Here is a 26,946-nt window from a genome sequence, read left to right as displayed (position 1 = left end):
GGCGCTGTCGTGAGGGGAACGGCGCGGCGCCTCGGCGTCCCCGGTGGCGTGGCGGCCGCCGTCGTCGCGCTCATGCTGCTGGCCGTGGTCGCACCGGGTGTTCTCGCCCCCGGCGACCCGACCGCGATCGACCCCGCCGGCGCGATGCAGGCGCCGGGGTGGGGGGTCTGGTTCGGCACGGACGAGTCCGGGCGGGACGTGTGGACGCGGGTCGTGCACGGGGCGTCGTCGTCCCTGGGCGTCGGACTGGCCGCGACGGCGATCGGGACCGGCCTCGCGCTCGTCCTCGGCTTCGCCGCGGGGCTCGGGCCGCGGTGGCTCGACGTCGGCGTCGCCCGCGTCGTGGAGGTGCTCTACGCCCTGCCGACCATGGTGCTCGCGCTGCTCCTCGTGGCCGTGCAGGGGCCGGGCGTCGCGGCCTCGGTGCTCGCCGTCGGGCTCGCGACGGCACCCGGGTACGCGCGGATCCTGCGCGCTCGCGCACGCACGGTCGCGGGTTCGGGCTACGTCGCGGCGGCCCGGCTCGAGGGCCGGAGCGGTGCGTGGGTGCTGCGCCGTCACGTGCTGCCCAACTCGCTCTGGCCGCTCGTCGCGGTCGTCACGCTCGGCATCGGGCAGGCGGTCGTGTGGGTCGCCGCCCTCAGCTTCATCGGGCTGGGCGCCAAGCCGCCGTCGTCGGAGTGGGGTGCGATGCTGAACGCCGGTCGCCTCTACCTGACGACGTCGTGGTGGCTGACGGTCTGCCCGGGGCTCGTGATCACGGCGACGGCGGCGGCCCTGACCGTGCTCGGGCGCCGGCTGGGACGGGTGGCGTCGTGACGGACGTGCTGACGGTCGAGGACCTGCACGTGACCTTCGGGCGCGGCGCCGGCGCGGCGTCCGTGCTGCGCGGGGTGTCGCTGCGCGTCGCGCCGGGCGAGTGCGTCGCCGTCGTCGGGGAGTCCGGGGCCGGGAAGTCGGTGCTCTCGCGCGCGCTGCTCGGCCTCGCGGGTGAGGGCGGGTCGACGGCGACCGTCACCGCCGCGCGGTTCGACCTCGCCGGGCAGGACGCGCGCGACCTGAGCCAGCGACGGTGGCGGCGGCTGCGCGGGGCGCGCGTGGGCCTCGTGATGCAGGACGCGCTGGGTTCGCTCGACCCGCTGCGCACGGTGGGGGCCGAGGTGCGGGAGGCGCTCGAGGCGCACCCGGGCCGACGGCGGTCGCGCGCCGACCGTCACGAGGCGGTCCTCACGGCGCTCGCCGATGCCGGCCTCGACCAGCCGGCGGTGCGCGCGGCGCAGCGCTCCGGCGACCTGTCGGGCGGGATGCGCCAGCGTGCGCTCATCGCGTCCGCGATCGTCGGATCCCCCGACCTCCTCGTGCTCGACGAGCCCACCACCGCGCTCGACGCCACGGTCGCCGCCGGCGTGCTCGCGCTGCTCGCGCGGCTGCGCGACGAGGGCACCGCGATGATCCTGGTCAGCCACGACCTGCGGGCCGTCTCGCGGGTCGCGGACCGCGTCGTGGTGCTGCGGGACGGGGTCGTGGTGGAGCAGGGGACGACGGCGCAGGTGCTGTCCGCACCGGCCGAGGCGTACGCGCAGCGGCTCGTGGCGGCGGTGCCGCGGGGGCCGAAGCCACCGCCCGCAACGGGGGGCGCGCCGTCGTCGCCCGATCGCCCCGCGGCGCTCGAGGGGACCGGACTGCGCCGCACCTACCCGCTGCCGGGCGGCGGCGCGCTCGCCGCCGTCGATGACGTCTCCTTGCGCCTCGAGCACGGCCGTGCGCTCGGCGTCGTGGGTGAGTCGGGATCGGGGAAGTCGACCCTGGCACGCCTGCTGCTGGCGGCCGAGCGGCCCGACACCGGCGAGGTCCGGCGCGACGGCGAGCCGTGGAGCTCCCTCGACGAGCGGGCGCGACGGCCTCTGCGCCGCCACGTTCGACTCGTGCCGCAGGATCCGCTGGCCAGCACCGACCCGCGCCTCGACGTCGGCGCCGTGCTCCGGGACGCGATCACCGGCGTCGGCCGCCGACCGGAGCGCGGCGAGGTCGACTCGCTGCTGGCGCAGGTGCTGCTCGGACCGGAGATCGCCGCGCGGCGGCCGCGGACGCTGTCGGGCGGGCAGCGGCAGCGGGTCGCGATCGCGCGGGCCCTGGCCGCCGACCCCGACGTGCTCGTGTGCGACGAACCGGTCTCGGCGCTCGACGTCACCGTCCAGGCCGAGATCCTCGACCTGCTGCGCGACCTGCAGGTGCGGCGCGGACTGTCGCTCGTCCTGATCTCGCACGACCTGGCCGTCGTGCGGCAGGTGTGCGACGACGTCGTCGTGATGAAGGACGGGCGCGTGGTGGAGCACGGTGAGGTCGAGCGCGTGTGGGCCGATCCGGCCCATCCGTTCACGCGGGCTCTGCTGGCGGCGGGGCGGTAGGACGACGCCGCGAGCGCCGGAGGCGGACGGCGAGGAGGACCAGACCGCCGACGACGCCGATCGCGACGACCCACGGCAGCAGCACGCCGACGACGACGAGCGCCGACGAGACGAAGGCGACCAGGCCGGCCCAGCCGTCACCGAGACCGCCCGTGAACCCCTGGGACTGCACGGCGGGGACCTCGACCTCCGACGGCACCGTCAGCTCGATCGTGATGGTCGACATCGCGGCCTGATCCCCCAGCCGGGCGCGCTGGGACTGCATCTCCTCGAGCTCCGACTGACGCGTGGTGAGGGCGGACTCGGCCTCGATCAGCTCGGCGTTGGTGCTGGCGGAGGCGAGCAGCGCCTCGAGGCGGGACACCGAGAGCTCCTTGGCGCGGATGCGCGCGTCGAGGTCCTGGGCGGTGCCGGTGACGTCCTGCGCCGCGATCTCGCTGCGGACGGTCTCGCCGATGTCGTCGAGCGAGGCGAGGGTCGGGGTGAGGTCGGCCGACGGGATGCGGACCACGAGGCTCGCGTACGGGTGCTGCTCCTCCGTCTCCCCCACGATCGATCGGCTGTCGATGCGCCCGCCGACGCCCTCGACGAGCGCCACCACCTCGTCGGCGGCGGTGACGGGGTTCTCGACCGAGACGTGGACATCGCCCGTGGAGATGACGAGGCGCTCCGCCGAGGCGAGCGAGCCGTCGGCCGAGGCGCTGCCGTCCGCGGGAGCGCTGCCGTCGGAGGGGGCGGGGAGGTCGGAGGGGGCGGGGAGGTCGGCACTGCCGGCAGCGGCGCTCTCGGCACCGGAGTCGTAGCCCTGCTGGGGACGCGGGACGTCCTGGTCGGCCGACGTCGAGCCTCCGCCCGAGCAGGCGGCGAGGAGCGCGAGGCCGACGGCCAGGGTCGCGGCTGTTCGAGCGGTGCGCGTGGTTGGCGTGGTTGCCGTGGTGCGCGTGGTTGCGGTGGTGGTGCCGCCTCGTGGTGATCTCGCGATTCGCATCGTCGTGCCGCCTCCCGTGTCGTGGCGGGCGTGTGCCCCGTGACCGGAGAGTGTGGGCGCGGGGTGCGGTCTTGCGGCGCGCGCGACGTTGTGACGCGATCGTGACGTTCAGCGGCTCCCGGCAGCCTGGGATCACGGGACGCGCGCGCGTCCAGGAGCGGATGTCGGTGGCGGGTGATGCACTGGACACATGTTCGATTCCGCGTCGGGGAGTGCCGCTGGCGACAGGGGCGGCGAACGCCTGCGCGCGGACGATCTCGCGCTCGGCTCGATCGCGTCGTTGTCCTCGGCCCTCGTGGGCGTCGCTCTCGCGCGGGCGACCGTGACCTCCACGCCGGGCACCCTCGGAACGCACCCGTCCGGCGCCGATCTCGTTGACGTCATCGCCGCCCTCGAGCGGCTGAAGGCGGCGGCGACGGCCGCGCAGGCCCGGCTGTCGGCGGACCTCGACCGCGAGCAGCGGGCCGCGCAGCGGGCGGCCGGTCTCCCGGCGAAGCAGCAGGGTGCGGGCATCGGCGGCCAGATCGCGCTCGCGCGGGGGCAGTCGCCGCACGCGGGCCAGACCCTGCTGGGCGTCGCGAAGGCCCTGACGACCGAGATGCCCCACACCTTGAACGCGCTGGCTACCGGAACGCTCGACGAGTGGCGCGCCACCGTTCTCGTGCGCGAGTCCGCGTGCCTCGACGTCGCCGACCGTCAGCTCCTGGACCGGGAGCTGTGCGGTGACGCGGCGGCACTGGTCGGCGTCGGTGCCCGCTCGCTCGCCGCCCGCGCCCGACGGATCGCCCAGCGCCTCGACGCCGCGGCGCTGGTGCGTCGGGCCCGCAGGGCGGTGGCGGACCGGTGCGTCACGATCCGTCCGGCCCCGGACACGATGGTCTACCTGACGGCCCTGCTCCCCGTCGCGCAGGGGGTCGGTGCGTACGCCGCCCTCACGCAGGCCGCGGACGCCGCTCGCTCGGGCGGCGACGTGCGCTCGCGCGGTCAGGTCATGGCCGACACCCTCGTCGGACGCCTGACCGGGCGCGAGGTGGTGGAGGCCGTGCCCCTCCAGGTCGGGCTCGTGATGACCGATGCGGCGCTGCTCGCTCCCCCGGGCTCGCCCGGCCGGAACGAACCGGCCCGGCTGACCGGGTACGGGCCCGTCCCGGCGCCGTGGGCACGCGATCTCGTCGCCTCGACGCTCGGGAAAGAACCTGAGCGGGTGTGGCTCCGCCGCCTCTTCACACGTCCCGGCTCGAACCAGCTGGCCGCGCTCGAGTCGCGTTCCAGGTCGGCGCCGGCGGGTCTGCGCGACTTCGTCTCGCTGCGCGACGACACCTGCCGCACGCCGTGGTGCGACGCGCCCATCCTCCACGTCGACCACGTCGTCGACCACCACCGCGGTGGCGCCACCGACAGCGCGAATCTCCAGGGACTGTGCGAGGCGTGCAACTACGCGAAGACCGCTCCGGGATGGAGCGCGACATCGACCGACGCCGTCGTCACCACCACGACCCCCACCGGTCACCGCTACGCCTCGACCGCTCCCGATCTGCCTGGACCGACGACAGCGACTGCGACTGCGACTGCGACTGCGTCCAAAATGCCGTCGATGCCGTCGCCCCGACGCCGCCGGCCTCCGGACTACGTCCGCAACCTCGACCTCACCGCAACCGTGTCCGCGATCGAGGCCTACCTCGCCAGCAGGATCCCCGTGCGGGTGGTCGAGGTGGAACCCCACCCGAGGACGTGAGGGTGAGCGATCCCTTCGCTCCCCCCACAGCCGATCCCTCCGGACACCCGACCTAGACTCGGCCCATGGCATCGCTCTTCTGGGGTCGTACCCGCAAGAACCAGCAGCAGGACGAGCTCGACGCTCGGGACGCCGTTCTCGCGCAGCGTGCCGGTCGCGCCCTCGTCGAGGCTGACGAGCGGCTGCGCCTGACCTCTGACGAGCTGGACTTCGCCGTCGCCGAGCTCGGCGACGCCGCGACCTCCGACCTGCGCGAGGCGGTTGCGAGCGTGCGGACTCACCTCGGCGAGGCGTTCCGGCTGCACCAGCTCAACACCGACCACATCCCCGACACCCCCGAGGAGCTGCGCGAGCGCAACGCCCGGATCGTCCAGCTCGCCGACTGGGCGCAGGACCTGCTGGACGCCAGGACCGCCGACCTCGAGCGGGCCGTCGCCAAGGTCCGCGAGGCGCCCGCCGTCGTGGAGAACGTCCGGAGCGAGGCGCAGCGCATCCGTGCGCAGGTGCCCCAGGCGCACGAGACGGTGGCGCGGCTGCGGCAGCGGTACTCCGACGGCGCCGTCCGCCAGGTGGCCGACAACGCGGCCGAGGTCGAGCAGCTCATCTCCTTCGCCGAGCACAGCCTCGACGTCGCGGCGCGCCGCCGGGACTCCGGCAACGCCGCGGCCTCCACCGTGGCGCTCGAGGCGGCCACGGAGGGCGTCCGACGCTCGGCCACCCTGCTCGAGGCCGTCGAGACCTACGAGATCGAGGCGCTCCGCGCCGAGTCGACGCTCGCCGCCGTCGTCGCCGACTCGCGCGGCGACCTGATCGCGGTGCGGGAGGTTCCCGCGACCCCGGCCGTCACGGCGGCCGCGACCGATCTCGAGGCAGCGCTCGCCGCCCTCCCGAGCGCGGGAACGCCGTCGGACCCGTTCGCCGAGCTGTCCCGGCTGCGCGAGGCGAACACGGCCCTGGACCGCGCCGTCGACACCGCGCGCGAGCGGGCGGCACGCCCCGTCCCCTCCCGCGACCAGCTCGCCCACGCGATCGACGACGCCGAGCGACAGCTGGCGATCGCGCGCGACGTCGTCGCGGGTCACCGTGGCTACATCGGCGCCGACGCCCGCACCCGACTCGCGGAGGCGGAACGCGCCCTGACCGACGTGCACCGGTACGGCTCCGACGAGGACGCCCGCGACCAGGCGTTCGGGCTCGCCCGCCGCGCCGCGTCGCTCGCGGCCGAGGCGCTCGACCTGGCGCGACGAGACATCGACGGTGGTCAGGCCGGGTACGGCCGCGACGATCGCGGCGGCTGGGGCGACCGCGACGACTGGGGCGGTGGCGATCGCCGACGCGGCAGCGGCGGCTTCGGTGCTGGTGGTCTCGGCGCTGGTGGTTTCGGCGGCGGCCGCCGGAGCAACGACCTCGGCGGACTCGCCGGAGGCCTCCTGGGCGGGATGGTCCTCGGCGAGCTGTTCGAGGACTTCTTCGACTGATGCGGAGCGATCACCGGTGCTGACGCTCGGACGGGTCGTCGTCCTGGTCACCGACCTCGACGACGCCCACGACTTCTACACCCGCGGGCTCGGGTTCTCCGTGCTCCTCGACGCGCGGATCAGCGAGGACTTCCGCGCCCTCCACGTGGGCACGGGCGGCGTCGGGGATACGGGGGTGTGGCTCCTGGACTCAACGTCGGACCGCGTCGGCACCCAGACGGGGTCGGACCCCGCCCTGATCCTCTACTCCGACGACCTCGACGGCGACCTCACCCACCTGGGGCGTGAGTTCGGGCTCATCCCGCACGCGGGCCCCGACGGCGACCCCGGCGCCAGGTTCGCCCAGCTCCGCGACCCGTGGGGCAACGAGCTGGTCATCGCCGAGCGACCGTAGCTCCGGTCGGGGCCGACCCGATCCGGTGCAACCCGACCCGAGCCGGCCCGACCGATGAGTTCGTGTCGGTGCGCGGGTCTATCGTCCGAACCGCCAGCTCGACCTCTCGCACGACCTCGAGGCAAAGGACACTCCGATGACCGTCAACGTCAATCCGTACCTGCAGTTCCGCGACACCGCACGCGCCGCGATGGAGTTCTACGCCGACGTCTTCGGTGGCGAGGCGACCTTCTCGACCTACGGCGACTTCGGCCTGTCCGAGGACCCCGCCGAGGTCGGCAAGATCATGCACAGCCAGCTCGTCATCGACGGCCGAGCCTGGCTCATGGCCGCGGACACCCCGGCGTCGATGGCGCTGCCCGAGTCCTCCTCCGTGGCCATCTCCCTGTTCGGCGGACCGGAGGACGATGCGGTCATCCGGGAGCAGTGGGCCAAGCTGGTCGACGGCGGCCGGATCACCGAGGAGCTCGTGGCCGCTCCGTGGGGCGACGTCTTCGGCATGACGTTCGACAGGTTCGGCACCTACTGGATGGTCAACATCGGCGGCGCGCCCCAGGAGTGAGCGGGCCGGAGTGAGCGGGCCGGAGTGAGCGGGCCGGAGTGAGCGGGCCGGAGTGAGCCGGCACCGCACGGTGGCAGGATCGTCACCGTGCGGTGCGACTACCTCGAGCGGGACCTGTGCCGTTCCTGCACCCTGCTGCACCTGCCCTACGACACGCAGGTCGCGCGCAAGGAGGCGGCCGTGCGCGGCCTGCTCGCGCCGCTCGCCCTGCCCGCCGAGGTCTGGCTGCCCCCCGTCGTCAGCCCCGACAGCAGGTTCCGCAACAAGGCCAAGATGGTCGTCGGCGGCACCGTGGCCGAGCCCGTCCTGGGCATCCAGTCGATCGAGGGACCGCCCGGGCAGGTCACGGACCTCACGCGCTGCCCGCTGCACGACCCGGCGATCGAGAACGCCCTCCCCGAGCTCCGGCGCTTCGTCACGACCGCGGCCCTCACCCCCTACGACGTCGCCTCCCGCCGCGGGGAGCTCAAGTACGTGCTGGTCACGGCGAGCCCCGAGGGCGACCTCATGGTCCGCCTCGTACTCCGCTCGCGGGAGGCCGAGGTCCGCATCCGCAAGCACCTGCCGGCCCTGCTCGCGTCGCTGCCGACGATCGCCGTCGTCAGCCTGAACATCCACCCGCAGCACGCGGCCGTGCTCGAGGGGCCCGAGGAGATCGTGCTGCACGGCGCGACGCTCACCATGACCGTCGACGGCCTCCCCCTCCACCTGCGGCCGAGGTCGTTCTTCCAGACCAACACGGCCGTTGCCACCGCCCTCTACCGGCACGCCACCGACTGGCTCGCGGAGCTGCGGCCGCGGACGCTGTGGGACCTGTACTGCGGCGTCGGCGGGTTCGCGCTCCACGCCGCGACCGCGCTGCCCGACCTGGACGTGCTCGGCGTCGAGGTCTCCCCCGAGGCCGTCGCGAGCGCCGAGCGCACCGCGCGCGATCTCGGGCTCGACCGCGCCACCTTCCGGGCCGACGACGCCGGAGCCGTCGCCCTGGGCGATCCCGCGCGGGCGCCCGACGTCGTCGTCGTCAACCCGCCCCGGCGAGGCATCGGACCCGACCTCGCGGGCTGGCTCGAGACCTCCCGCGCCGAGCACGTCCTGTACTCCTCGTGCAACGCCGCGAGCCTCGCGCGCGACCTGACGGCGATGCCCTCGCTGCGGGTCGAGCGCGCCCAGGTGCTCGACATGTTCCCCCACACCGACCACTACGAGGTGCTGGTGCTGCTGTCCAGGGAGCGAAGGTAGGTTTTCAGGGTGCCCTCCCCCGCCCCGACCCGCGCTCCCGTCACCACCACCCTCTCGCCCGCGCACCCGCTCGCCCTGGCTCGGGGGACGTCGCCCGACGACGCCTACGAGGCGTTCGAGGCGTACGCGGTCGACCGGGGTCTGACGCTCTACCCGCACCAGGAGGAGGCCGCCCTGGCGGTCCTCGGCGGCGAGCACGTGGTGCTGGCCACCCCGACCGGGAGCGGCAAGAGCCTCGTCGCGATCGCCGCGCACGCGGCCGCCCTCGCCCGTGGTGCGCGGACGTTCTACACCGCGCCGGTGAAGGCGCTGGTGAGCGAGAAGTTCTTCGACCTGGCCGCCGTCTTCGGCGCCGCGAACGTCGGCATGGTCACCGGTGACATCTCGATCAACCCCGGTGCCCCGGTCATCTGCTGCACGGCCGAGATCCTCGCGGCCCAGACGCTGCGCGGTCAGCTCGGCGCCACCCCCGCCAGCACCGAGAACGACGCCGACCTCGTCGTGGTCGCGGACGAGTTCCACTTCTACGCCGACCCCCAGCGGGGTGCCGCCTGGCAGATCCCGCTGCTGGACCTCCCCGGCGCCCAGTTCGTGCTCCTGTCCGCGACGCTCGGCGACATGACCTCGATCACGCAGGACCTGACGCGCCGCACGGGCCGCGAGTGCCAGGTCATCGCGAACACGGAGCGCCCCGTCCCCCTGCACTTCGCCTACTCCCTCGACCCCCTGACCGAGGTCATCGAGGAGCTCCTCACCACGCGTCGCGCGCCCGTCTACGTCGTCCACTTCACGCAGGCCGCCGCGCTCGAGCGCGCCCAGGCCCTCACCTCGGTCCAGGTCACCACGCGGCCGCAGCGCGAGGCCATCGCCGAGGCTCTGAGCGGCGAGCGGTTCGCGGGCGGTTTCGGCACCACCCTGTCCCGCCTCCTGCGCCTGGGCATCGGTGTCCACCACGCCGGCATGCTGCCGCGCTACCGCCGGCTCGTGGAGCGGCTCGTGCAGGCCGGTCACCTCCGCGTCGTGTGCGGGACCGACACGCTCGGCGTCGGCGTCAACATGCCGATCCGCACGGTCGTGTTCACGTCGCTGACGAAGTACGACGGCGTCCGCTCGCGCCACCTGACGGCGCGCGAGTTCCACCAGATCGCGGGTCGCGCGGGCCGCGCGGGCTTCGACACGGTGGGCGACGTCGTCGTCCAGGCCCCCGACCACGTCGTGGAGAACGCCAAGGCGCTGGCCAAGGCGGGCGACGACGAGCGCAAGCGCCGCAAGATCGTCCGCAAGAAGGCGCCCGACGGTCACGTCAACTGGACCGACAAGACCTTCGAGCGGCTCCGGGACTCCGAACCCGAGCCGCTGACCTCCCAGTTCCACGTCACGCACGCCATGGTGCTGGGCGTGCTGGCCCGGCCGGGCGACCCCGTCGCCCGCATGACGCGTCTCGTCCTCGACAGCCACGAGCCGCACCGCGCGGCCGACCCCCACCTGCGCCGCGCCGTCGGCATCTACCGCTCGCTGCGGTCGGCGGGTCTCGTCCAGCACACCCCGCGCCAGTACGTGCGCGACGGCGAGCCGACCGTCACGCTCGAGGCGGACATGCCCGACGACTTCGCGCTGAACTCGCCGCTCTCGCCGTTCGCGCTCGCGGCGCTCGAGCTGCTCGATCCCGAGGCGGAGCCGTTCACGCGCGCGCTCGAGGTGGTCTCCGTCATCGAGGCGACGACGCCGGGTCCCCGCCCCGTGCTGATGGCGCAGCAGCACGCCGCGCGCGGCGACGCGATCGGCCAGATGAAGGCCGACGGCCTGGAGTACGAGGAGCGCATGGAGCTCCTCGACGAGATCACCTACCCGCAGCCGCTGCAGGAGCTCCTCGCCGGCGCGTTCGAGATCTACGCGCGCGCCAACCCGTGGGTGAGCGACTGGGAGCTGGAGCCCAAGTCGGTCGTGCGCGAGATGATCGAGACGGGGATGACGTTCTCCGAGCTGGTCTCGCGCTACAGCGTGACGCGCAGCGAGGGCGTCGTGCTCCGGTACCTGACCGACGTGCTGCGCTCCATGCGCCAGGTGATCCCGACGGACCTGCGCACGAGCGAGGTCGAGGACGTCCTGACCTGGCTCGGTGAGGTGGTGCGCCAGGTCGACTCCTCGCTCCTGACCGAGTGGGAGGCGCTGGCCGGGGCGGCGAGCGACGCCGTCGACGCCGACGGCCTCACCGATGCGGAGCTCGAGGCGGCCGAACGCCGCTTCGGCGACTCCGAGACCCCGCCGCCGTTCACGGCCAACGAGCGCGCCTTCCGCACGGCCGTGCGCGGGGCGGCGTTCCGCCGCGTCGAGCTCCTGGCGCGCGAGCAGTACGCCGCGCTCGGGGCGCTCGACGGCGGTGCGGGCTGGGACCCGCAGCGCTGGGCCGACGCCCTGGGCCCGTACTGGAGCGAGTACGACGACATCGGCACCGACGGCGCCGCGCGCTCGGCGTCGCTGCTCCTCATCGAGCCCGAGGGTCGCACCTGGTACGTCACCCAGATCCTCGAGGATCCCGACGGCGACCACGACTGGCGCCTCATCCTCGAGATCGACCTCGACGCGTGCGACGCCGCGACAGAGGTCGTCGTGCGGCCCCTCTCGCTCGCGCAGCTCTGAGACCCGCTCGCGGGGCGTGGTCGAGGGACGTCGCCGGGCCGTAGGCTCCGTGCAGCACCGCCCCCCGGCGGGCCCCTGACCTGACGCGAGGAGACCGCGGTGGAGCGAGCGGCATGAGCGCGGTACCCGGCTGGTACCCCGACCCCGACGATCCGGGGAACGTCCGATACCACGACGGATCGGCCTGGACCCGGCACACGGCTCCGGCGGCACCAGCTGCTCCGACGGTGCCCGCCGCGACGTTCCAGGGCTACCCCGCCGGCCAGGAGTATGCCGGGCAGGGCTACGCGGGGCAGAACTACGCGCAGCAGGGCTACCCGCAGCAGAGCTACGGCAGCCAGGGCTACGGCAGCCAGGGCTACGGCCAACCCGGCTACGCCACGTCCGCCTCGACCGCCTCCCGAACGCCGCGCTGGCCCTTCGTCGTCGTCGGCGCCGTGCTGGTGCTGGGCGTGGCCGGCGTCGTCACGTGGGGAGCCGTGGGCGGAGGCTGGTTCGACCGCGCGCAGCCCGACCCCGCGCCGGTCGCGACCGGCTCCGCCGACCCGAGCGACCCCTCCTCCGACCCCACGGGCGCCACCGCGGCACCGACCACCGGGGCCGAGGAGGTCGTCGACGTCGACGTGCCCCTGGGTGCCACCACCTCGGTCTCGGTACCGGCCGGTGCTCAGGCGCAGGCCGTCGTCACCTTCCCCGCCGACGGGCTGTACCTCATCACGGCCAGCTCGACCGACGACTCCGACGCCTACGTGGCCCTCTCGACGCCGCAGGGTGCGCTCTCCTTCTCCGACTACCACCCGCTGCCCGCGCAGGCGCTCGGTCTGTCCGGCGAGGACGCGATGATCGCGGGGTGGTTCGCCGCGGGCGAGCACACCGTCGGCATCTCGGACTACTACTCCGAGGCGGCGGAGATCGACGTGACCCTCACGAGCCTGGGCGACGGCGGAGGCGCACTGACCGAGGCCGTCCCCACCTCCGTCGAGGTGCCGGAGGGCGGCGTGTGGGTGGGCTACCTCGACCTCACCGAGGGCCAGGACCTCGAGCTCGACGTGCGATCGACCAGCGGGAACGACCTCACGGCCGCCGTCGTGGCGTCGGACGGCCTGTTCTGGGAGAACGACGACCGGTCGGACGAGGCGATCGCCGACGTCGGTGGCGACGCGTTCGACCCCTACGTCGAGCCCGACGCCGTCCAGGGTGGCCGCGTGGTCGTGATGGTCGCCGACTTCGACGGCGCCGCCGGCACGGCCGAGGTCACCCCCTGGATCAGCAGGTAGGCGAGACGGATCACCAGGTAGGCGAGACTAGGACCGTGCTGACGAAGGAACCCGGCTGGTACCCCGACCCCCAGGGCCTGCCCCAGGTGCGACTGTGGGACGGTGACGACTGGACCGACTACACCCAGCCGTTCGCGCCCCTGGAGGAGGTGGCGCACGGACCGACCACGGCGCTGGACGACTACCCCTACCTCGCGGACGCCGACCTCCGGGCGACCCAGGGGCCGCGCACCGTCAGCACGTGGACCCCGGCGCCCGTGCTGGCGACCCCTGGCGCGACCGGCCCTCGGCGTTCGGGCGGCGGACTCGTCTGGTGGCTCGTGGGCGCCGGCGTCGTCGTGATCGCGATCATCGCCGTCGCCGCCAACGCGCTGATCGACGGCGGTTCGTCGAATGCCGACCCGGGCGGCGGCGCCGATCCCGTCCCCTCCTCCACCTCGACCCTGCCGCCGTTCGCCCCCGCGGACGCCCCCACCGGAACGGTGCCGGCCGACGGCGCGCTCACCACCGTCCTGGAGATCACCACGGACGGCGACTACTTCGTCGGGGCGACGGGCGACGAGGACGTCGAGATGACGATCACGCCGTCCGGAACCACCGAACCGCTCGCGCTGCCCGACGACCGCGGCAATGCCCTGGCGGCGCTCGTCGGTGGCACCTGGAGCGATCCCGGGTACTGGCTCACGCTGCCCGCCGGGAGCTACGACGTCGTGCTCACGGAGCGCGACGGTCTCGAGACCACGGCGGCCCTGGTCGCCGAACCCGCGACGGTCGTCGAGGTCGTTCCCGGCACGCCCGTGGACGTGGAGCTGACCGACGACGCCGGCATCGCGGTGCTGAAGCTGACCACCGACGTCGAGGCGGGCGCCGTCGTCGACGTGCGCGGTGCGAGCGAGGAGCTCGACGGCCAGCTCACCTACCTGACCGGGACCAGGGTCACCTCGATCGACGACCGCGGCCAGACGGTGGCCGAGACGATCGGCGGCAGCGAGTACGACCCCTACGTCGAGCTCGACCTGGCACCGGGATCGACCTTCGTCGTGCTCGAGGAGCTCTACCTCTCGACGGCGACCTTCAACGTCAGCGTGACGCAGGGCTAGTCGACCCGCTCGCTCGACGCCGCCTCGTCGCGGCGCCGTGCAGCGTGCGCGCGCACCTTCATCCGGTTGCCGCACGTCGCCATCGAGCACCACCGCGCGGTGCCGGGCCGGCTGCGGTCGATCAGGAACAGGTGGCACTCGTCGTTGCCGCACGGTCGCAGTCGACCGGGACGAGCCGCGACGACGCGGGACCAGGCTGTCGCGACGCGCGCCGCCAGCACGCGGTGGGCCGGCGCCCGGAGCGTCCAGGCGATCCCGGCGGAGCCCACCTCGGGGACGAGGACGACGCCGTCGAGCCAGACGGCCAGGTCCTCGACGGCCCCTGCCTCCCCACGCACGACGGCGTGCAGCAGCTCGCGGACCTCGCGCAGCTGCGCGAGCTCCGCGGGTGAGCCGTCACCGCCCAGTCGCCTGGCGAGCTCCGCGGCACCGGGTTCGTCGAGCTCGTCCGTGGGTCGACCGTCGACGACCGGTGCCGTGTTGAGCACACCCAGCACGAGCTCCTCGTCGTCCAGCACATCGACTCCTCTTCCCTGGTTCGGCGCCACGACGACCATGCTACCGTCTCACTAACCAGTTACCAAACGATAGAAGGTTAGTCATGGTCACCGTCCACCACCGCACCACCACCATCGACGGACTCGAGGTGTTCTACCGCGAGGCGGGGCCGGCCGACGCCCCCGTCCTCCTGCTCCTGCACGGGTACCCGTCGAGCTCCCACATGTTCCGCCACCTCATCCCCGCCCTGGCGGACCGCTACCGCGTCGTCGCGCCCGACCACATCGGCTTCGGCCGCTCCAGCGCACCCGGGACCGACGAGATGCAGTACACGTTCGACCGCCTCACCGCCGTGACGCGGTCGCTCCTGGCCGACCTCGGGATCGCGCGGTACACGGTCTACGTCCAGGACTACGGGGCACCCGTCGCCTGGCGCCTGGCGCTGGCCGATCCCGATGCCGTCGAGGGCGTCATCTCCCAGAACGGCAACGCCTACGAGGAGGGATTCGTGCCGGACTTCTGGGCACCGATCTGGTCGTACGGCGACGACCGGTCACCCGCCAACCGGGCCGCCCTCGTTCCCGCGCTCGGTCGCGAGGCCGTCGAGTGGCAGTACCTGCACGGCGTCCCTGACCCCACCACGGTCGACCCCGACGCGTGGGAGCACGACCTCGCGCTCCTGGCCCGCCCGGGCCTCGAGGCGGTGCAGCTGGCCCTCTTCGCCGACTACCGGACGAACCGCGACCTCTACCCCGCCGTTCAGGCCTGGCTGCGGTCCTCACGCGTGCCCGTGCTGGCGGTCTGGGGCCGGCACGACGAGATCTTCGCGTCGGCGGGCGCGACCGCGTTCCTGCGCGACGCCCCTCACACCCGGGTGGAGCTGCTGGACGGCGGCCACTTCCTCCTCGAGTCCCACCTCGACGAGGTCGTGGCGATCATCCGGGAGTGGCGGGGGACGTGGTGATCAGTCCTCGGCCGCAGCCGCCTTCGCTGCGGCCTTCTTCTGCTGCTTGAAGTCACGGACCTTCAGCAGCGACTCGGCATCCACCACGTCGGCGACCGACCGGTACCCCTCGAGCGCGTAGTCGCCCGCGGCGGCCTCCCAGCCCTCGGGCCGCACGTCGAGCTGCTTCGCCAGCAGGGCCACGAAGATCTGCGCCTTCTGCTTGCCGAACCCGGGAAGGTCCTGCACCCGCTTCAGCAGGTCGCGGCCGCTGGTCGCCTCGGTCCACAGTCGCGTCACGTCGCCGTCGTAGCGCTCCACGACGAGGGCGGCGAGCTCCTGCAGCCGCTTGGCCATCGACCCAGGGAACCGGTGGATCGCGGGCGGCTGGCTGCAGAGCGCGACGAAGTCCTCGGGGTCGGCGGCCGCGATCGCCGCGGGGTCGAGCGTGCCGAACCGGGACCGCACCTTCCAGCCGCCGCGGAACGCGTGCTCCATGCCGTACTGCTGATCGAGCATCATCCCGACGACGACCGCGAAGGAGTCCTCGTCCAGGACCGCGTCAGCCTCGGGCAGGTTGGCGATGTGGAAGCTCATGGGACCCGATTCAACCACTGCGGCGTGGCGAACTTCTGCTCCACGAGGCGCTCCGCCTCCGCCCGCTCGGCGGGCGTGATGTCACCGGCGCGCGTGTCGTAGCGCGAGGCGAAGTGCGCCAGGAACGCGTCGATGATCTCCGCGCGCGGCAGGCCGGTCTGGCTGCGCAGCGGGTCGACCCGCTTGTTGGCGCTGCGGGTGCCCTTGTCCGAGAGCTTCTCGCGGCCGATGCGGAGCACGTCGAGCATCGCGTCGGCATCGATGTCGTAGGCCATCGTCACGTGGTGCAGCACCGCGCCGGAGGCGTACCGCTTCTGCGCGGCGCCCGCGATCTTGCCGGCGGGCGACGTGATGTCGTTGAGCGGCACGTAGGTGGCGCTGATGCCGAGGTCACGCAGCGCACCCAGCACCCAGTCGTCGAGGAACGCGTAGCTCTGCTCGAAGCTGAGCCCGTCCACGAGGGAGGCGGGCACGTACAGGGAGTAGGTGATGGTGTTCCCGGGCTGGATGAACATCGCGCCACCGCCCGACACGCGGCGCGTGACAGTCACCCCCTGCCGCCCCGCACCCTCGGGGTCGATCTCGTTGCGCATCGACTGGAACGAGCCGATCACCACGGTGGTGCGCTCCCACTCCCAGAACCGCAGCGTGGGCCCGCGGGTGCCGGCACCGACGGACTGCGCCAGCACCTCGTCGAGCGCCATCTGCATGAACGGCACCTCGGCCTCGCCACGGATCACCTCGAAGGTGTGGTCGCCCCAGCTCGTGGAGTGGCCGAGGGCGCGGCGCACCGCGATCGCGACCGCCTCGGGCGAGAACCCGACCATGGCGACGTCGTCGCCCACGGCCGCAGCGACCGCCGCCGCCATCGACGCCACGCTCGCCGACGCCGGGACGCCCACGAGGGCGCCGTTGATCGTGTCGAGCGCCTCGTCGGGCTCGAGGAAGAAGTCCCCCGAGATCGCGACGCCGCTCAGGGTGGCACCGTCGCCCTCCCCGTCCAGCGTGACGTCGGCGACGACGAGCTTGCCGCCGGGGACCTTGTACTCACCGTGACTGCTCGCAGCGACCATGCCTCCATCCTCCCACCGGCGCGCGCGGTGTTGCCTCGAGGGGTGGCGGCGGGAGATCCTGGGGCATGGCTTGGTTCCGCTGGCGCAAGAACACCCCGCAGGTCGACGAGCAGCAGGACGTCGTCCAGGAGCAGCAAGGCGTCAGGGAGCGGGACGTCACCGCGCCCGACGACGTCTCTGCGGTGCCCGCGATCGACCCGGAGCCGGAGCCAGATCTCCCTCCTGAGCCGTCGTACGAGCCCGAGCCTGTCATCGACCCCGAGCCCACCGTCGAGCCCGACCCCGAGCCCTTCCCCGAGCCCGATCCGGTCACCGACCAGCTCGGCTCCGCCACCACGCTCCAGGTCGCCGAGCAGATCGTCCCCTCCGACCAGCCCGCGCCGGTGCTGGCGTGGAACCCGGGCCTGCGTGGCGTCGTCGTGCGGATCGTGCACACGGCACCGTCCGCCGCCGGCAGCGCGGAGGACCTGCGGGCCGCCCTCGAGAACGGGCTCGCGGCCGCCGTCGGCGAGCACTCCCCCGCGCCGCACGACGCCGATCCGGAGTACCCGGTCGTGCTGAACGTGACGATCGCCGAGGAGACGGTCGACGCCGAGGTGACCGAGGTGCTCGCCTCCGCGCGCAAGCAGCTCGCACGCAAGGCGGTCCGGGTGCGCCTCGTGGTCGACCAGGCGCCCCTCGCCGAGATCGCCTGACCGACGACCGGCTCCGGCCTACCGGATCTCGACGCCCCGGGCCACGAGCCCGTAGACCAGCGCGTCCACGAGCGCCTCGTAGGAGGCCTCCAGGATGTTCGCCCCGACGCCGACCGTGCTCCACACGTCCGTGCCGTCGGTCGTCTGGATCAGCACGCGCGTGACGGCATCGGTGCCGTGCGAGGTGTCGAGCAGGCGGACCCGGAAGTCGATGAGCTCGAACGTCTCGATCTCCGGGTAGATGCCCCGCAGCGCGTCGCGGAGCGCGTGGTCGAGCGCGTTGACGGGACCGTTGCCCTCGCCCGTGCGAACGACGCGCTCGCCGCCGGCGTGCAGCTTGACGGTCGCCTCGCTCTCGCCGTCGCCGCCCACGCGCTCGGAGTAGTTCACCGAGGCGCGCCAGCTCTCGACGCGGAAGTAGGCCGGGCGTGCGCCGTCGATCTCCTCGCGCAGCATGAGCGCGAACGAGGCGTCGGCGGCGTCGAACGTGTAGCCCTCCGCCTCGGCGTTCTTCACGCGGTCGACCACGCGCGCCAGCAGCTCGGGCTGACCGGTCAGGTCGAAGCCGAGCTCGCGGCCCTTCAGCTCGATCGACGCGCGGCCGGCCATGTCGGAGACCAGCATCCGCATGTCGTTGCCCACGAGCGTCGGATCGATGTGCTGGTACATGTCGGGGTCGACCTTGATCGCGCTCGCGTGCAGCCCGGCCTTGTGCGCGAACGCGCTGGCGCCGATGTAGGGCTGGCGTCCGTACGGCGGGATGTTGGTGACCTCGCTGACGGCGTGCGCGATGCGTGTCGCCTCGGCCAGCGCTCCGGGCGCGAGGCAGCGCGCGCCGAGCTTGAGCTCGAGGTTCGCCACGACGGCGAGGAGGTCGGCGTTGCCGGTCCGCTCGCCGTAGCCGTTGATCGTGCCCTGGACGTGACGCGCACCCGCCACGACGGCGGCGACCGAGTTCGCGACGGCGCAGCCGGAGTCGTTGTGGGCGTGGATGCCCAGGGTGCCGTTCGTGCGTGAGGCCACGTCGGTGACGATCGCGTGCACCCAGTCGGGCAGCATGCCGCCGTTGGTGTCGCACAGGACGACGTCGGAGGCCCCGGCCGCGAAGGCGGCCTCCACGGCGCGCAGGGCGTAGTCGCTGTCGTAGCGGTAGCCGTCGAAGAAGTGCTCGGCGTCCACGATCACGCGGCGCCCGGCCTCGCGCAGGTACCGCACGGTGTCGGTGATCATCGCGAGGTTCTCCTCCGGCGTCGTGCGCAGCGCGCGCTCGACGTGCCGGACGTCGCTCTTGGCCACGAGCGTCACGATCGGCGCCCCGGAGTCGAGCAGGCCGCGGACCTGGACGTCGTCGTGGGCCCGGCCACCGGCCTTGCGGGTCGAGCCGAACGCGGCGATCTGGGCGCGCGGGAGCTCGAGCTCCTTCTCCACCCGACCGAAGAACTCGGTGTCCTTCGGGATGGCGCCGGGCCAGCCGCCCTCGATCACGGCCACGCCGAGCTCGTCGAGCAGGGGGGCGATCGCGAGCTTGTCCGCCACCGTGAGGTTCATGCCCTCCTGCTGCGCGCCGTCGCGCAGGGTGGTGTCGTAGATCTCGACGGTCACGCCGTCGAGCGCGTGGGGCGTCGTCATGTCTGTTGCCTGCTTTCACCGCGAGTGTGGGAGTCGGCGTCTCCGGCGTGGGTGGTGCCGGTGGCCCTGCCTGATCCCGTGGATCCCGTCCGCCGCGTCCGAGGAGGCTGACGGATTGCTCGCCCGGACACGAAAAAGCCTCCCGAGGGTGCGGGAGGCGGCGCGTCCGGGTGGGCCGGACGCGCTAGGTAATGACGAGGGCGAGGTGTGCCACGCAGGCAGTATGCCACAGCGACCCACCTCGCCCTCCGTCGGACCCGCGGACCTCACACCAGGCGGGTGAGCCAGCCGTGCGTGTCCTCGCGCGTGCCGTACTGGATGCCCGTCAGCTGGTCGTGCACGTCGCGCGTGAGCGGTCCGGCCTCGCCGTCCCCGACGGTGACGTCGAAGTCCGTGCCCGCCAACCGGCCGATGGGGGTGACGACGGCGGCCGTCCCGCACGCGAACACCTCGGTCACCTCGCCCGAGCGGACGCCGTCGACGAGCTCGGCCAGGGAGATGTCGCGCTCCTGCACGTCCAGGCCCTGCTCGGCCAGGAGGGTCAGGATCGAGGAGCGGGTGACACCCTCGAGGATCGAGCCGTTCAGGCGCGGCGTGCTGGCCGTGCCGTCCCTGCCGATGACGACGACGTTCATGCCGCCGAGCTCCTCGATGTTCTCCCCCGCGCTGTCGAGGAAGAGGATCTGGTCGAAGCCCCGGGCCGCCGCGGTCGCCTGCGGCAGCAGGCTGGCGGCGTAGTTGCCGCCGCACTTCGCGGCGCCGGTGCCCCCGGGCGCGGCGCGCGCGTACTCGTCGCTCACCCAGATGTGGACGGGGGTGATGCCGCGCGCGAAGTACGGCCCGACCGGCGAGGCGATGACGAGGTAGTCCACGCGCGTCGCCGCGCGCACGCCCAGGAACGCCTCGGAGGCGAACATGAACGGTCGCAGGTAGAGCGAGGAGCCCGGTGTGGTCGGGACCCAGTCGACGTCGGTGTGCACGAGCGTGCGCACCGAGTCCAGGAAGTCCTCCTCGCTGAGCTCGGGCAGCGCCAGGCGCTCGGCGCTGCGCGCGAACCGGCGCGCGTTGGCCTCGGGGCGGAAGGACCACACGGACCCGTCGGGGTGCGCGTAGGCCTTGAGGCCCTCGAAGATCTCCTGCGCGTAGTGCAGGACGGCGGCGGCGGGGTCGAGCTGGAGCGGGCCGTACGCCTCGATGCGCCGGTCCTGCCAGCCCGCGTCCACCGTCCAGGTGGCGTGCGCCATGTGGTCGGTGAACGCGGTGCCGAACTTCAGGTCGGCCAGGACGGCCCCGCGCTCGGTGACGGTGCGGGGGTTCGAGGACGGGCGGATCTCGAAGGACGAGGTCGGCGTCGACGCGGGTGTGGCTGCCGTTGCGGCAAGGGGGGTGGTCACGGGAAAGCCTCCAGGATCAGTACGAGGTGAACCTACGCCAGAAACGCGCGGTGGGCCCGGTCCGACGGACGACGGCGCCCCCGGAGCGATCTCGCTCCGGGGGCGCCGGCCTCGACGGGCGGCCGGCGTCTCAGCCGGCTACTCGTGCGGCCAGCGCGTCACCGATCTCGCTCGTGGTGCGGGTGGCGGTGCTCCCGGCGCGCTCGGCGATGTCGGTCTCGACGGCGCGGACGATGCGGGCGGCCTGCTCGGTGAGACCGAGGTGCTCCAGCAGCAGGGCGACGGACAGCACGGTGGCGGTCGGGTCGGCCTTCTGCTGGCCGGCGATGTCGGGCGCGGAACCGTGCACGGGCTCGAACATCGAGGGGAACTCACCGGTCGGGTTGATGTTGCCGGAGGCAGCGAGCCCGATCCCGCCGGTGATCGCGGCGGCGAGGTCGGTGAGGATGTCGCCGAACAGGTTGTCCGTCACGATGACGTCGAAGCGCGCCGGGTCGTTGACGAGGTAGATGGTCGCGGCGTCGACGTGGCAGTAGTCGACCGTGACGTCGGGGAACTCGGTGGCCACGGCCTCGACCTGACGGCGCCACAGGTGCCCGGCGTGCACGAGCACGTTGTGCTTGTGCACCAGCGTCAGCTTCTTGCGCGGCCGCGCCTGGGCGCGGGCGAACGCGTCCCGCACGACGCGCTCGACGCCGTAGGCGGTGTTGACCGAGACCTCGGTCGCGATCTCGGCGGGGGTGCCGACGCGCAGCGCGCCGCCGTTGCCGACGTAGGGACCCTCGGTCCCCTCTCGGACGACGACGAAGTCGACCTCGCCGGGGTTGCCCAGCGGCGTCGGCACGCCCGGGTAGAGCACGGACGGGCGGAGGTTGACGAAGTGGTCGAACGCGAACCGGAGCTTGAGCAGCAGGCCGCGCTCGAGCACCCCGCTCGGCACGCCGGGGTCGCCGATCGCCCCGAGCAGGATCGCCTCGTGCTTGGCGATCGCCTCGAGGTCGGCGTCGGTCAGGGTCTCCCCCGTCGCGTGCCAGCGGGCGGCGCCGAGCTCGTACGGCGTCGTCGCGACGTCGACGTCGGAACCCGCCAGGACGGCGTCGAGCACCTTGAGGCCCTCGGCCACCACCTCGGGACCGATGCCGTCGCCGGCGATCACAGCAAGATCGAGTGTGCGCGTCATGGGTCGAGACTAGCGCCGGTCCCACCTGATGAAACCTGGCGTCTCGTCAGTCGGACGCTCGGCTGGACGGGTTGGCGGGCGGCAGGTGACCGGCCGGCGTCACAGTGCTCCGGTCAGCGACACCGCTCCGAGCACGGCGGCCGCGACGTAGCAGCCGACCGTCGTCCAGACCGTGGCGAGCAGCCTGGCCCAGGTCTCCCCCACCCGCGGCGGGAGGATCCAGCGCAGGTGGGTCTGTGAGTCGAGGTGGTCCAGCGTCTCGCCCGGGAGCTGGAGGACTCCCCACAGGGCCCGCAGGCGCGCCAGCAGACGCACCCCGCCGCGCTGCGTCACCGCGGCGAGCTTGTCCATGATGCCGAGCCCGCCCTGGACGTGGCTCGTGAAGGCGGTGAGCTCGGCGACGAGCGCCTCGGGGTCCTCGGCCGCCCGCAGGGTTCCGGCGCGCGAGCGGCCGAACAGGAGCGCGGGGACGAGCGCGAGCACGGCGACCACGACGCCCACGAGACGCGGCCACCCCTGCCAGCTCAGGGCGAGCGCACCGAGCAGCACCGGTGCGACGAGCGCCACCACCAGCAGGAGCAGCGACGGCCAGCGGAGCCAGCGGACGGCACGCGCGAGCGGGGGCGCGATCTGCGCGGCGCGGGCGTGCAGCGCGGCGAGCCGGTCCGGCGTCGGGGGTTCCGGGAGCGGCTCGACGGCGTCCACGGCGTTCTCGTCCACGGCGTCCGCGTCGTCCACGGCCGCCCTCAGCCCACGCGCGGGTCGAGCAGCTCGAACCGCTCCAGCACGATCTCGGTCGACGGGTCGACCGTGTCCCGGCCGAGCACGCGGCGCCAGTAGATCTCGTGCTGCTCGCGCCAGGAGCCGAGGCTGAGGTCGTCCTCGCCCTCGGCGGCGGCGAACGCCTCGTCGACCTCGTCGAAACGGACAGTCTCCACCGCGGTCGTGCGGACGAGCGCACGGGGGTGGCCCGCGCCGTCGAGCAGGATGGCGAGCTCGCCCACCCGCGGCAGAGCCTCGTCGCCGAACTCGACCAGCGCCGTCGACGTCGCGGTCTTGCGGCCCGTCAGGACGTGCCCGAGGAGCTCGTCCGCGAGCCTCGGATCGTCGCCGAACGACCACGCGGGCGGCGCGACGGCGGCGCTCAGGTCGGTACCCATGTAGACGGCGAGCCGGCCGATGCGCGCCTTGGCCCGCACCGACTCCCAGTAGAGCTGGATGGCCTCACCCTGGTCGAAGGACTCGCCCGCGAACGGGACGGCGGGCGTGGTGTCGTCGTCACGGGGCGTCGTCGTCATGGCTCCATTCAACCAGCGCGAGCTCCCACCAGCACGAACGCCCCGACCCTGGGCGGGTCGAGGCGTTCGTCGTCGCCGGTGAGGCGTCGGCGCGGGGTCAGCTCCGGATCAGCGGGAGACCTGACCGTCGACGTAGTCGCTGTCGGCGGCCTTCTGCCACGCGAACATCTTGCGGAGCTCGCGACCGGTGGTCTCGATCGGGTGCTTCTCACCCTTCGCGCGCAGCTCGGTGAACTCGGGCGCGCCGGCGTCCTGGTCCTCGATGAAGCGCTTGGCGAACGCGCCGGACTGGATGTCGGCGAGCACGGCCTTCATGTTCTCCTTCACGTCCGGGGAGATGACGCGCGGGCCGGAGACGTAGTCGCCGTACTCGGCGGTGTCGGAGATGCTCCAGCGCTGCTTGGCGATGCCGCCCTCCCACATCAGGTCCACGATGAGCTTGAGCTCGTGCAGGACCTCGAAGTAGGCGATCTCCGGCTGGTAGCCGGCCTCGGTCAGCGTCTCGAACCCGTACTGGACGAGCTGCGAGGTGCCACCGCACAGGACGGCCTGCTCGCCGAACAGGTCGGTCTCGGTCTCCTCGGTGAAGGTCGTCTTGATGACTCCGGCGCGCGTGCCGCCGATGGCCTTCGCGTAGGACAGCGCGGTCTCCCAGGCGGAGCCGGACGCGTCGACCTCGACGGCGACGATGTCCGGGATGCCACGACCGGCGACGAACTCGCGGCGCACGGTGTGGCCCGGGGCCTTGGGGGCGACCAGGATGACGTCGATGCCCTCGGGGACCTCGATGTAGCCGAACCGGATGTTGAACCCGTGGGCGAACGCGAGCGTCTTGCCCGGCGCGAGGTTCGGCTTCACGTGGTCGGTGAAGATCGAGCGCTGGTGCTGGTCGGGCGCCAGGATCATGATGACGTCGGCCCACGCGGAGGCGTCGGCGACGGACTTGACCTGGAAGCCGTCCTCGGACGCCTTGGCGGCCGACTTCGAGCCCTCCTTCAGCGCGATGACGACCTCGACGCCCGAGTCGCGCAGGTTCTGCGCGTGGGCGTGGCCCTGGGAGCCGTAGCCGATGACGGCGACCTTCTTCGAGGCGATGACGGACAGGTCGGCGTCGTCGTCGTAGAACATCTCAGCCACGATGGGTATCTCCTTGTTTCGGGTGGGTGCTTGGCAGGTGGTGCGCGAACGCGGGTGGTGCTGGCCGGCTGCGGCGGTCAGGCGGAACGGGCCACGCGGTCGAGGGCGCGCTCCGTCATGGAGCGGCCGCCGCGACCGATGGCGACCGTGCCGGACTGCACGATCTCGCGGATCCCGTACGGCGCGAGCGCGGTCAGCAGGGCGGTGAGCTTCTCGGGACCCCCGGTCGCCTCGATCGTGACGGCCTCCGGGGAGACGTCCACGACGTGCGAGCGGAACAGGTCGACGACCTGCAGCACGGCGGTGCGGGAGGCGTCGTCGGCCTTGACCTTCACGAGCAGCAGCTCGCGCTGGACCGAGGCCTTCTCCTCGAGCTCGACGATCTTGATGACGTTGATCAGCTTGTTCAGCTGCTTGGTCACCTGCTCGAGCGGGAGCTCCTCGACGTCGACGACGACGGTGATGCGCGAGACGTCGTCGTGCTCCGTCGGGCCGACGGCGAGCGAGTGGATGTTGAACGCGCGGCGCGCGAACAGGGCCGAGACCCGGGTGAGGACACCCGGCTTGTTCTCGACGAGCACGGACAGCGTGTGGCGGCTCATGGGTCTCAGTCCTCCCGGTCCCAGCTCGGGGTGATGTCCCGGGCGTACTGGATCGCGTCGTTGGACACTCCGGCGGCCACCATGGGCCAGACCATCGCGTCGCGGCTCACGACGAAGTCGACGACGACGGGCACGTCGTCGATCTCGTTCGCCCTGCGGATCGTCTCGTCGACGTCCTTGGGGTTCTCGCAGCGCAGGCCGATGCAGCCGTAGGCCTCGGCGAGCTTGACGAAGTCGGGGATGCGGCGGGACTGGTGCCCCGTGTTCAGCTCGGTGTTGGAGTAGCGGCCCTCGTAGAACAGGGTCTGCCACTGCCGCACCATGCCGAGCGAGGAGTTGTTGATGACCGCGACCTTGATGCCGATGCCCTCGAGCGCGCACGTGGCGAGCTCCTGGTTGGTCATCTGGAAGCAGCCGTCGCCGTCGATCGCCCACACGGTGCGGTCGGGCTCGCCGACCTTGGCGCCCATGGCGGCCGGGATGGCGTAGCCCATCGTGCCGAGGCCGCCGGAGTTGATCCAGGAGTTCGGTCGCTCGTAGCGGATGAACTGCGAGGACCACATCTGGTGCTGGCCGACACCGGCCACGTACGTGGCCTCCGGACTGGTCACCTCACCGATGCGGGAGATGACGTGCTGCGGCGAGAGCAGCCCGTCGTCGGTCGGGGTCCAGCCCAGGGGGTAGGTCTCGCGCAGCTTGTTCAGCTGGTTCCACCACGCCTCGAGGTCGGGCAGGCCGTGGTGGCCGTGCTCGCTCGCGAGCTCGGTCGCCAGGTCGGTCAGCACCTCGAGGAGGTCGCCCACGATCGGGACGTCGGCGCGGCGGTTCTTGGAGATCTCGGCCGGGTCGATGTCGGCGTGCACCACGGTCGCGAGCGGCGCGAAGCTCGAGAGCTGACCGGTGACGCGGTCGTCGAAGCGAGCGCCGAGCGCGACCACGAGGTCGGCCCGCTGCAGCGCGGCGACGGCGGGAACCGTGCCGTGCATGCCCGGCATGCCGAGGTTCTGCGGGTGGGAGTCGGGCAGCGCACCGCGCGCCATCAGCGTCGTCACGACGGGGGCGCCCGAGAGGTCGGTGAGCCTGCGCAGGGCGTCGCTCGCACCGGCCCGGATCACGCCGCCGCCGACGTACAGGACGGGGCGGCGCGCCGTCGCGAGCAGCCGCGCGGCCTCGCGCACCTGCTTGAGGTGCGGCTTGGTGGTCGGGTGGTAGCCCGGCAGGTCCAGCTCGACCGGCCAGCGGAAGATCGTGTCGGCCTCCTGCGCGCTCTTGGCGATGTCCACGAGAACCGGACCGGGGCGACCGGTGCTGGCGATGTGGAACGCCTCGGCGATGCGCGCCGGGATGTCGGCGGGGTCGGTCACGAGGAAGGCGTGCTTGGTCACCGGCATCGTGATGCCGACGATGTCGGCCTCCTGGAACGCGTCTGTCCCGATCTTCGAGGCGCCGACCTGACCCGTGATCGCCACCATCGGGATCGAGTCCATGTTCGCGTCCGCGAGAGGCGTGACGAGGTTGGTCGCCCCGGGTCCGGACGTCGCCATGCAGACACCGACACGACCCGTGGCGTGCGCGTAGCCGGACGCGGCGTGGCCGGCGCCCTGCTCGTGCCGCACGAGGATGTGCCGGATCTTCTCCGAGTCCAGCAACGGGTCGTACGTGGGCAGGATCGTGCCGCCCGGAAGCCCGAAGATGACCTCGGTGCCGGCCGCCTCGAGCGAGCGGACGATGCTCTGCGCACCGGTCATCCGCTCGCCCTGCGAGACCGGGACGGGGCCGGGCGACGGTGCCGGCGCGAGGCGCGGGCGACCGGGCATGGGCGCACGCTGGGGTGAGGCGGGGCCGCGGGACGGGACCGAGCCGGAACTCCTGGTCATCGTCACTCCTTCACGAGGTCGGGACACACAAAAGCCCCTCGAGCCGGTTCGGCTGCTGAGGGGCGCTGGGATCGCAGGATCGTCTAGTCGCCCGAGGTGGGTACGACGAGGAGGACCGAGGCGAGCTGCATGAGAGACACAGTAGACCCGATCCCCGTTGAATACCAACCAGTGGAATCACCGTCTTGCATCGCGGAACCTC

At 72.8% G+C, this 26,946-nt stretch carries 24 protein-coding genes; 12 read left to right on the top strand and 12 right to left on the bottom strand.

All coding sequences use genetic code 11. The annotated features are described in order from the left end of the window. The first annotated feature begins 9 nt into the window (after positions 1 to 9). Positions 10 to 819 carry an ABC transporter permease gene (locus SERN_RS09315; RefSeq protein WP_233251593.1) on the top strand — a complete coding sequence of 270 codons (810 nt, stop codon included), beginning with the start codon at positions 10 to 12 and terminating at the stop codon, positions 817 to 819. Then, a complete protein-coding gene (locus tag SERN_RS09310) occupies positions 816 to 2,408 on the top strand; it encodes an ATP-binding cassette domain-containing protein (RefSeq protein ID WP_332888467.1) in 1,593 nt (530 codons plus the stop codon). Before SERN_RS09315 ends, SERN_RS09310 begins: the two co-directional genes overlap by 4 nt. Here the strand turns inward: SERN_RS09310 and SERN_RS09305 are convergent. Further along, on the bottom strand, positions 2,377 to 3,396 hold the full coding sequence (locus SERN_RS09305; protein WP_135849884.1) for a DUF4349 domain-containing protein: 1,020 nt from the start codon (positions 3,394 to 3,396) through the stop codon (positions 2,377 to 2,379). The genes SERN_RS09310 and SERN_RS09305 overlap by 32 nt on opposite strands. A 190-nt stretch (positions 3,397 to 3,586) precedes the next feature. Here SERN_RS09305 and SERN_RS09300 point away from each other — a divergent pair, with 190 nt between their 5' ends. The 8 genes from SERN_RS09300 to SERN_RS09265 all read left to right on the top strand — a co-directional run bounded on the left by SERN_RS09300 (position 3,587) and on the right by SERN_RS09265 (position 13,821). Beyond that, positions 3,587 to 5,131 (top strand): HNH endonuclease, encoded by a 1,545-nt coding sequence (locus tag SERN_RS09300; RefSeq protein WP_135849883.1) that lies wholly within the window; start codon positions 3,587 to 3,589, stop codon positions 5,129 to 5,131. A 65-nt stretch (positions 5,132 to 5,196) separates the two neighbouring features. Beyond that, the gene (locus SERN_RS09295; protein ID WP_135849882.1) at positions 5,197 to 6,609 is read left to right on the top strand and encodes a hypothetical protein; all 1,413 of its coding nucleotides are present in this window, start codon (positions 5,197 to 5,199) and stop codon (positions 6,607 to 6,609) included. A gap of 16 nt (positions 6,610 to 6,625) precedes the next feature. Beyond that, positions 6,626 to 7,003 carry a VOC family protein gene (locus tag SERN_RS09290; protein WP_135849881.1) on the top strand — a complete coding sequence of 126 codons (378 nt, stop codon included), beginning with the start codon at positions 6,626 to 6,628 and terminating at the stop codon, positions 7,001 to 7,003. 136 nt (positions 7,004 to 7,139) lie between these two features. Next, positions 7,140 to 7,565: a VOC family protein gene (locus SERN_RS09285; RefSeq protein ID WP_135849880.1), complete on the top strand. Its 426-nt coding sequence runs from the start codon at positions 7,140 to 7,142 to the stop codon at positions 7,563 to 7,565. An 87-nt stretch (positions 7,566 to 7,652) separates the two neighbouring features. Next, positions 7,653 to 8,804, top strand: a complete 1,152-nt coding sequence (rlmC, locus tag SERN_RS09280; RefSeq protein ID WP_135849879.1) for a 23S rRNA (uracil(747)-C(5))-methyltransferase RlmC — start codon at positions 7,653 to 7,655, stop codon at positions 8,802 to 8,804. 9 nt (positions 8,805 to 8,813) lie between these two features. Further along, on the top strand, positions 8,814 to 11,444 hold the full coding sequence (locus SERN_RS09275) for a DEAD/DEAH box helicase (RefSeq protein WP_135849878.1): 2,631 nt from the start codon (positions 8,814 to 8,816) through the stop codon (positions 11,442 to 11,444). Between the two features lie 113 nt (positions 11,445 to 11,557). Then, positions 11,558 to 12,721: a DUF2510 domain-containing protein gene (locus tag SERN_RS15805; RefSeq protein WP_135849877.1), complete on the top strand. Its 1,164-nt coding sequence runs from the start codon at positions 11,558 to 11,560 to the stop codon at positions 12,719 to 12,721. Between the two features lie 35 nt (positions 12,722 to 12,756). Then, positions 12,757 to 13,821, top strand: coding sequence for a DUF2510 domain-containing protein (locus SERN_RS09265; protein WP_158292627.1), 1,065 nt, complete (start codon positions 12,757 to 12,759; stop codon positions 13,819 to 13,821). On the opposite strand, the gene SERN_RS09260 is transcribed toward SERN_RS09265, so the two are convergent. Continuing rightward, the gene (locus SERN_RS09260; RefSeq protein WP_233251592.1) at positions 13,818 to 14,369 is read right to left on the bottom strand and encodes a CGNR zinc finger domain-containing protein; all 552 of its coding nucleotides are present in this window, start codon (positions 14,367 to 14,369) and stop codon (positions 13,818 to 13,820) included. The two genes, SERN_RS09265 and SERN_RS09260, sit on opposite strands and share 4 nt — an antisense overlap. A gap of 53 nt (positions 14,370 to 14,422) precedes the next feature. Between SERN_RS09260 and SERN_RS09255 the strand changes: the two genes are divergently transcribed. Continuing rightward, on the top strand, positions 14,423 to 15,283 hold the full coding sequence (locus SERN_RS09255; RefSeq protein WP_135849874.1) for an alpha/beta fold hydrolase: 861 nt from the start codon (positions 14,423 to 14,425) through the stop codon (positions 15,281 to 15,283). On the opposite strand, the gene SERN_RS09250 is transcribed toward SERN_RS09255, so the two are convergent. Both SERN_RS09250 and SERN_RS09245 read right to left on the bottom strand, forming a co-directional pair. After that, positions 15,284 to 15,859, bottom strand: coding sequence for an HhH-GPD-type base excision DNA repair protein (locus SERN_RS09250; protein WP_135849873.1), 576 nt, complete (start codon positions 15,857 to 15,859; stop codon positions 15,284 to 15,286). After that, positions 15,856 to 16,932 (bottom strand): lipoate--protein ligase family protein, encoded by a 1,077-nt coding sequence (locus tag SERN_RS09245; protein WP_135849872.1) that lies wholly within the window; start codon positions 16,930 to 16,932, stop codon positions 15,856 to 15,858. Before SERN_RS09245 ends, SERN_RS09250 begins: the two co-directional genes overlap by 4 nt. A gap of 65 nt (positions 16,933 to 16,997) precedes the next feature. Here SERN_RS09245 and SERN_RS15325 point away from each other — a divergent pair, with 65 nt between their 5' ends. Next, on the top strand, positions 16,998 to 17,627 hold the full coding sequence (locus tag SERN_RS15325; protein WP_158292626.1) for a hypothetical protein: 630 nt from the start codon (positions 16,998 to 17,000) through the stop codon (positions 17,625 to 17,627). Between the two features lie 18 nt (positions 17,628 to 17,645). Here the strand turns inward: SERN_RS15325 and cimA are convergent, their stop codons facing one another. The 8 genes from cimA to SERN_RS09195 all read right to left on the bottom strand — a co-directional run bounded on the left by cimA (position 17,646) and on the right by SERN_RS09195 (position 26,744). Further along, positions 17,646 to 19,256 carry a citramalate synthase gene (gene cimA, locus SERN_RS09230; protein ID WP_135849870.1) on the bottom strand — a complete coding sequence of 537 codons (1,611 nt, stop codon included), beginning with the start codon at positions 19,254 to 19,256 and terminating at the stop codon, positions 17,646 to 17,648. A gap of 266 nt (positions 19,257 to 19,522) precedes the next feature. Then, on the bottom strand, positions 19,523 to 20,650 hold the full coding sequence (locus tag SERN_RS09225) for a branched-chain amino acid aminotransferase (RefSeq protein ID WP_135849869.1): 1,128 nt from the start codon (positions 20,648 to 20,650) through the stop codon (positions 19,523 to 19,525). A gap of 130 nt (positions 20,651 to 20,780) precedes the next feature. Next, a complete protein-coding gene (locus SERN_RS09220; protein WP_135849868.1) occupies positions 20,781 to 21,830 on the bottom strand; it encodes a 3-isopropylmalate dehydrogenase in 1,050 nt (349 codons plus the stop codon). A 99-nt stretch (positions 21,831 to 21,929) separates the two neighbouring features. Next, entirely contained in the window at positions 21,930 to 22,568 is a 639-nt protein-coding gene (locus SERN_RS09215) for a hypothetical protein (RefSeq protein ID WP_135849867.1), read from the bottom strand. Positions 22,569 to 22,576: 8 nt separating this feature from the next. After that, positions 22,577 to 23,128, bottom strand: coding sequence for an ASCH domain-containing protein (locus tag SERN_RS09210; RefSeq protein ID WP_233251591.1), 552 nt, complete (start codon positions 23,126 to 23,128; stop codon positions 22,577 to 22,579). A gap of 108 nt (positions 23,129 to 23,236) precedes the next feature. Then, the gene (gene ilvC / locus SERN_RS09205; RefSeq protein ID WP_408640871.1) at positions 23,237 to 24,256 is read right to left on the bottom strand and encodes a ketol-acid reductoisomerase; all 1,020 of its coding nucleotides are present in this window, start codon (positions 24,254 to 24,256) and stop codon (positions 23,237 to 23,239) included. 86 nt (positions 24,257 to 24,342) lie between these two features. Further along, positions 24,343 to 24,867 (bottom strand): acetolactate synthase small subunit, encoded by a 525-nt coding sequence (ilvN, locus tag SERN_RS09200; RefSeq protein WP_135849865.1) that lies wholly within the window; start codon positions 24,865 to 24,867, stop codon positions 24,343 to 24,345. A gap of 5 nt (positions 24,868 to 24,872) precedes the next feature. Continuing rightward, on the bottom strand, positions 24,873 to 26,744 hold the full coding sequence (locus SERN_RS09195) for an acetolactate synthase large subunit (protein WP_135849864.1): 1,872 nt from the start codon (positions 26,742 to 26,744) through the stop codon (positions 24,873 to 24,875). Positions 26,745 to 26,946 lie beyond the last annotated feature (202 nt).

Origin of the sequence: Serinibacter arcticus, assembly GCF_004786095.1 — a bacterium.
Classification (GTDB): domain Bacteria; phylum Actinomycetota; class Actinomycetes; order Actinomycetales; family Beutenbergiaceae; genus Litorihabitans; species Litorihabitans arcticus.
The sequence above is the reverse complement of the archived record's forward strand: the minus strand, read 5'-3'. Positions and strand labels throughout refer to the sequence as shown.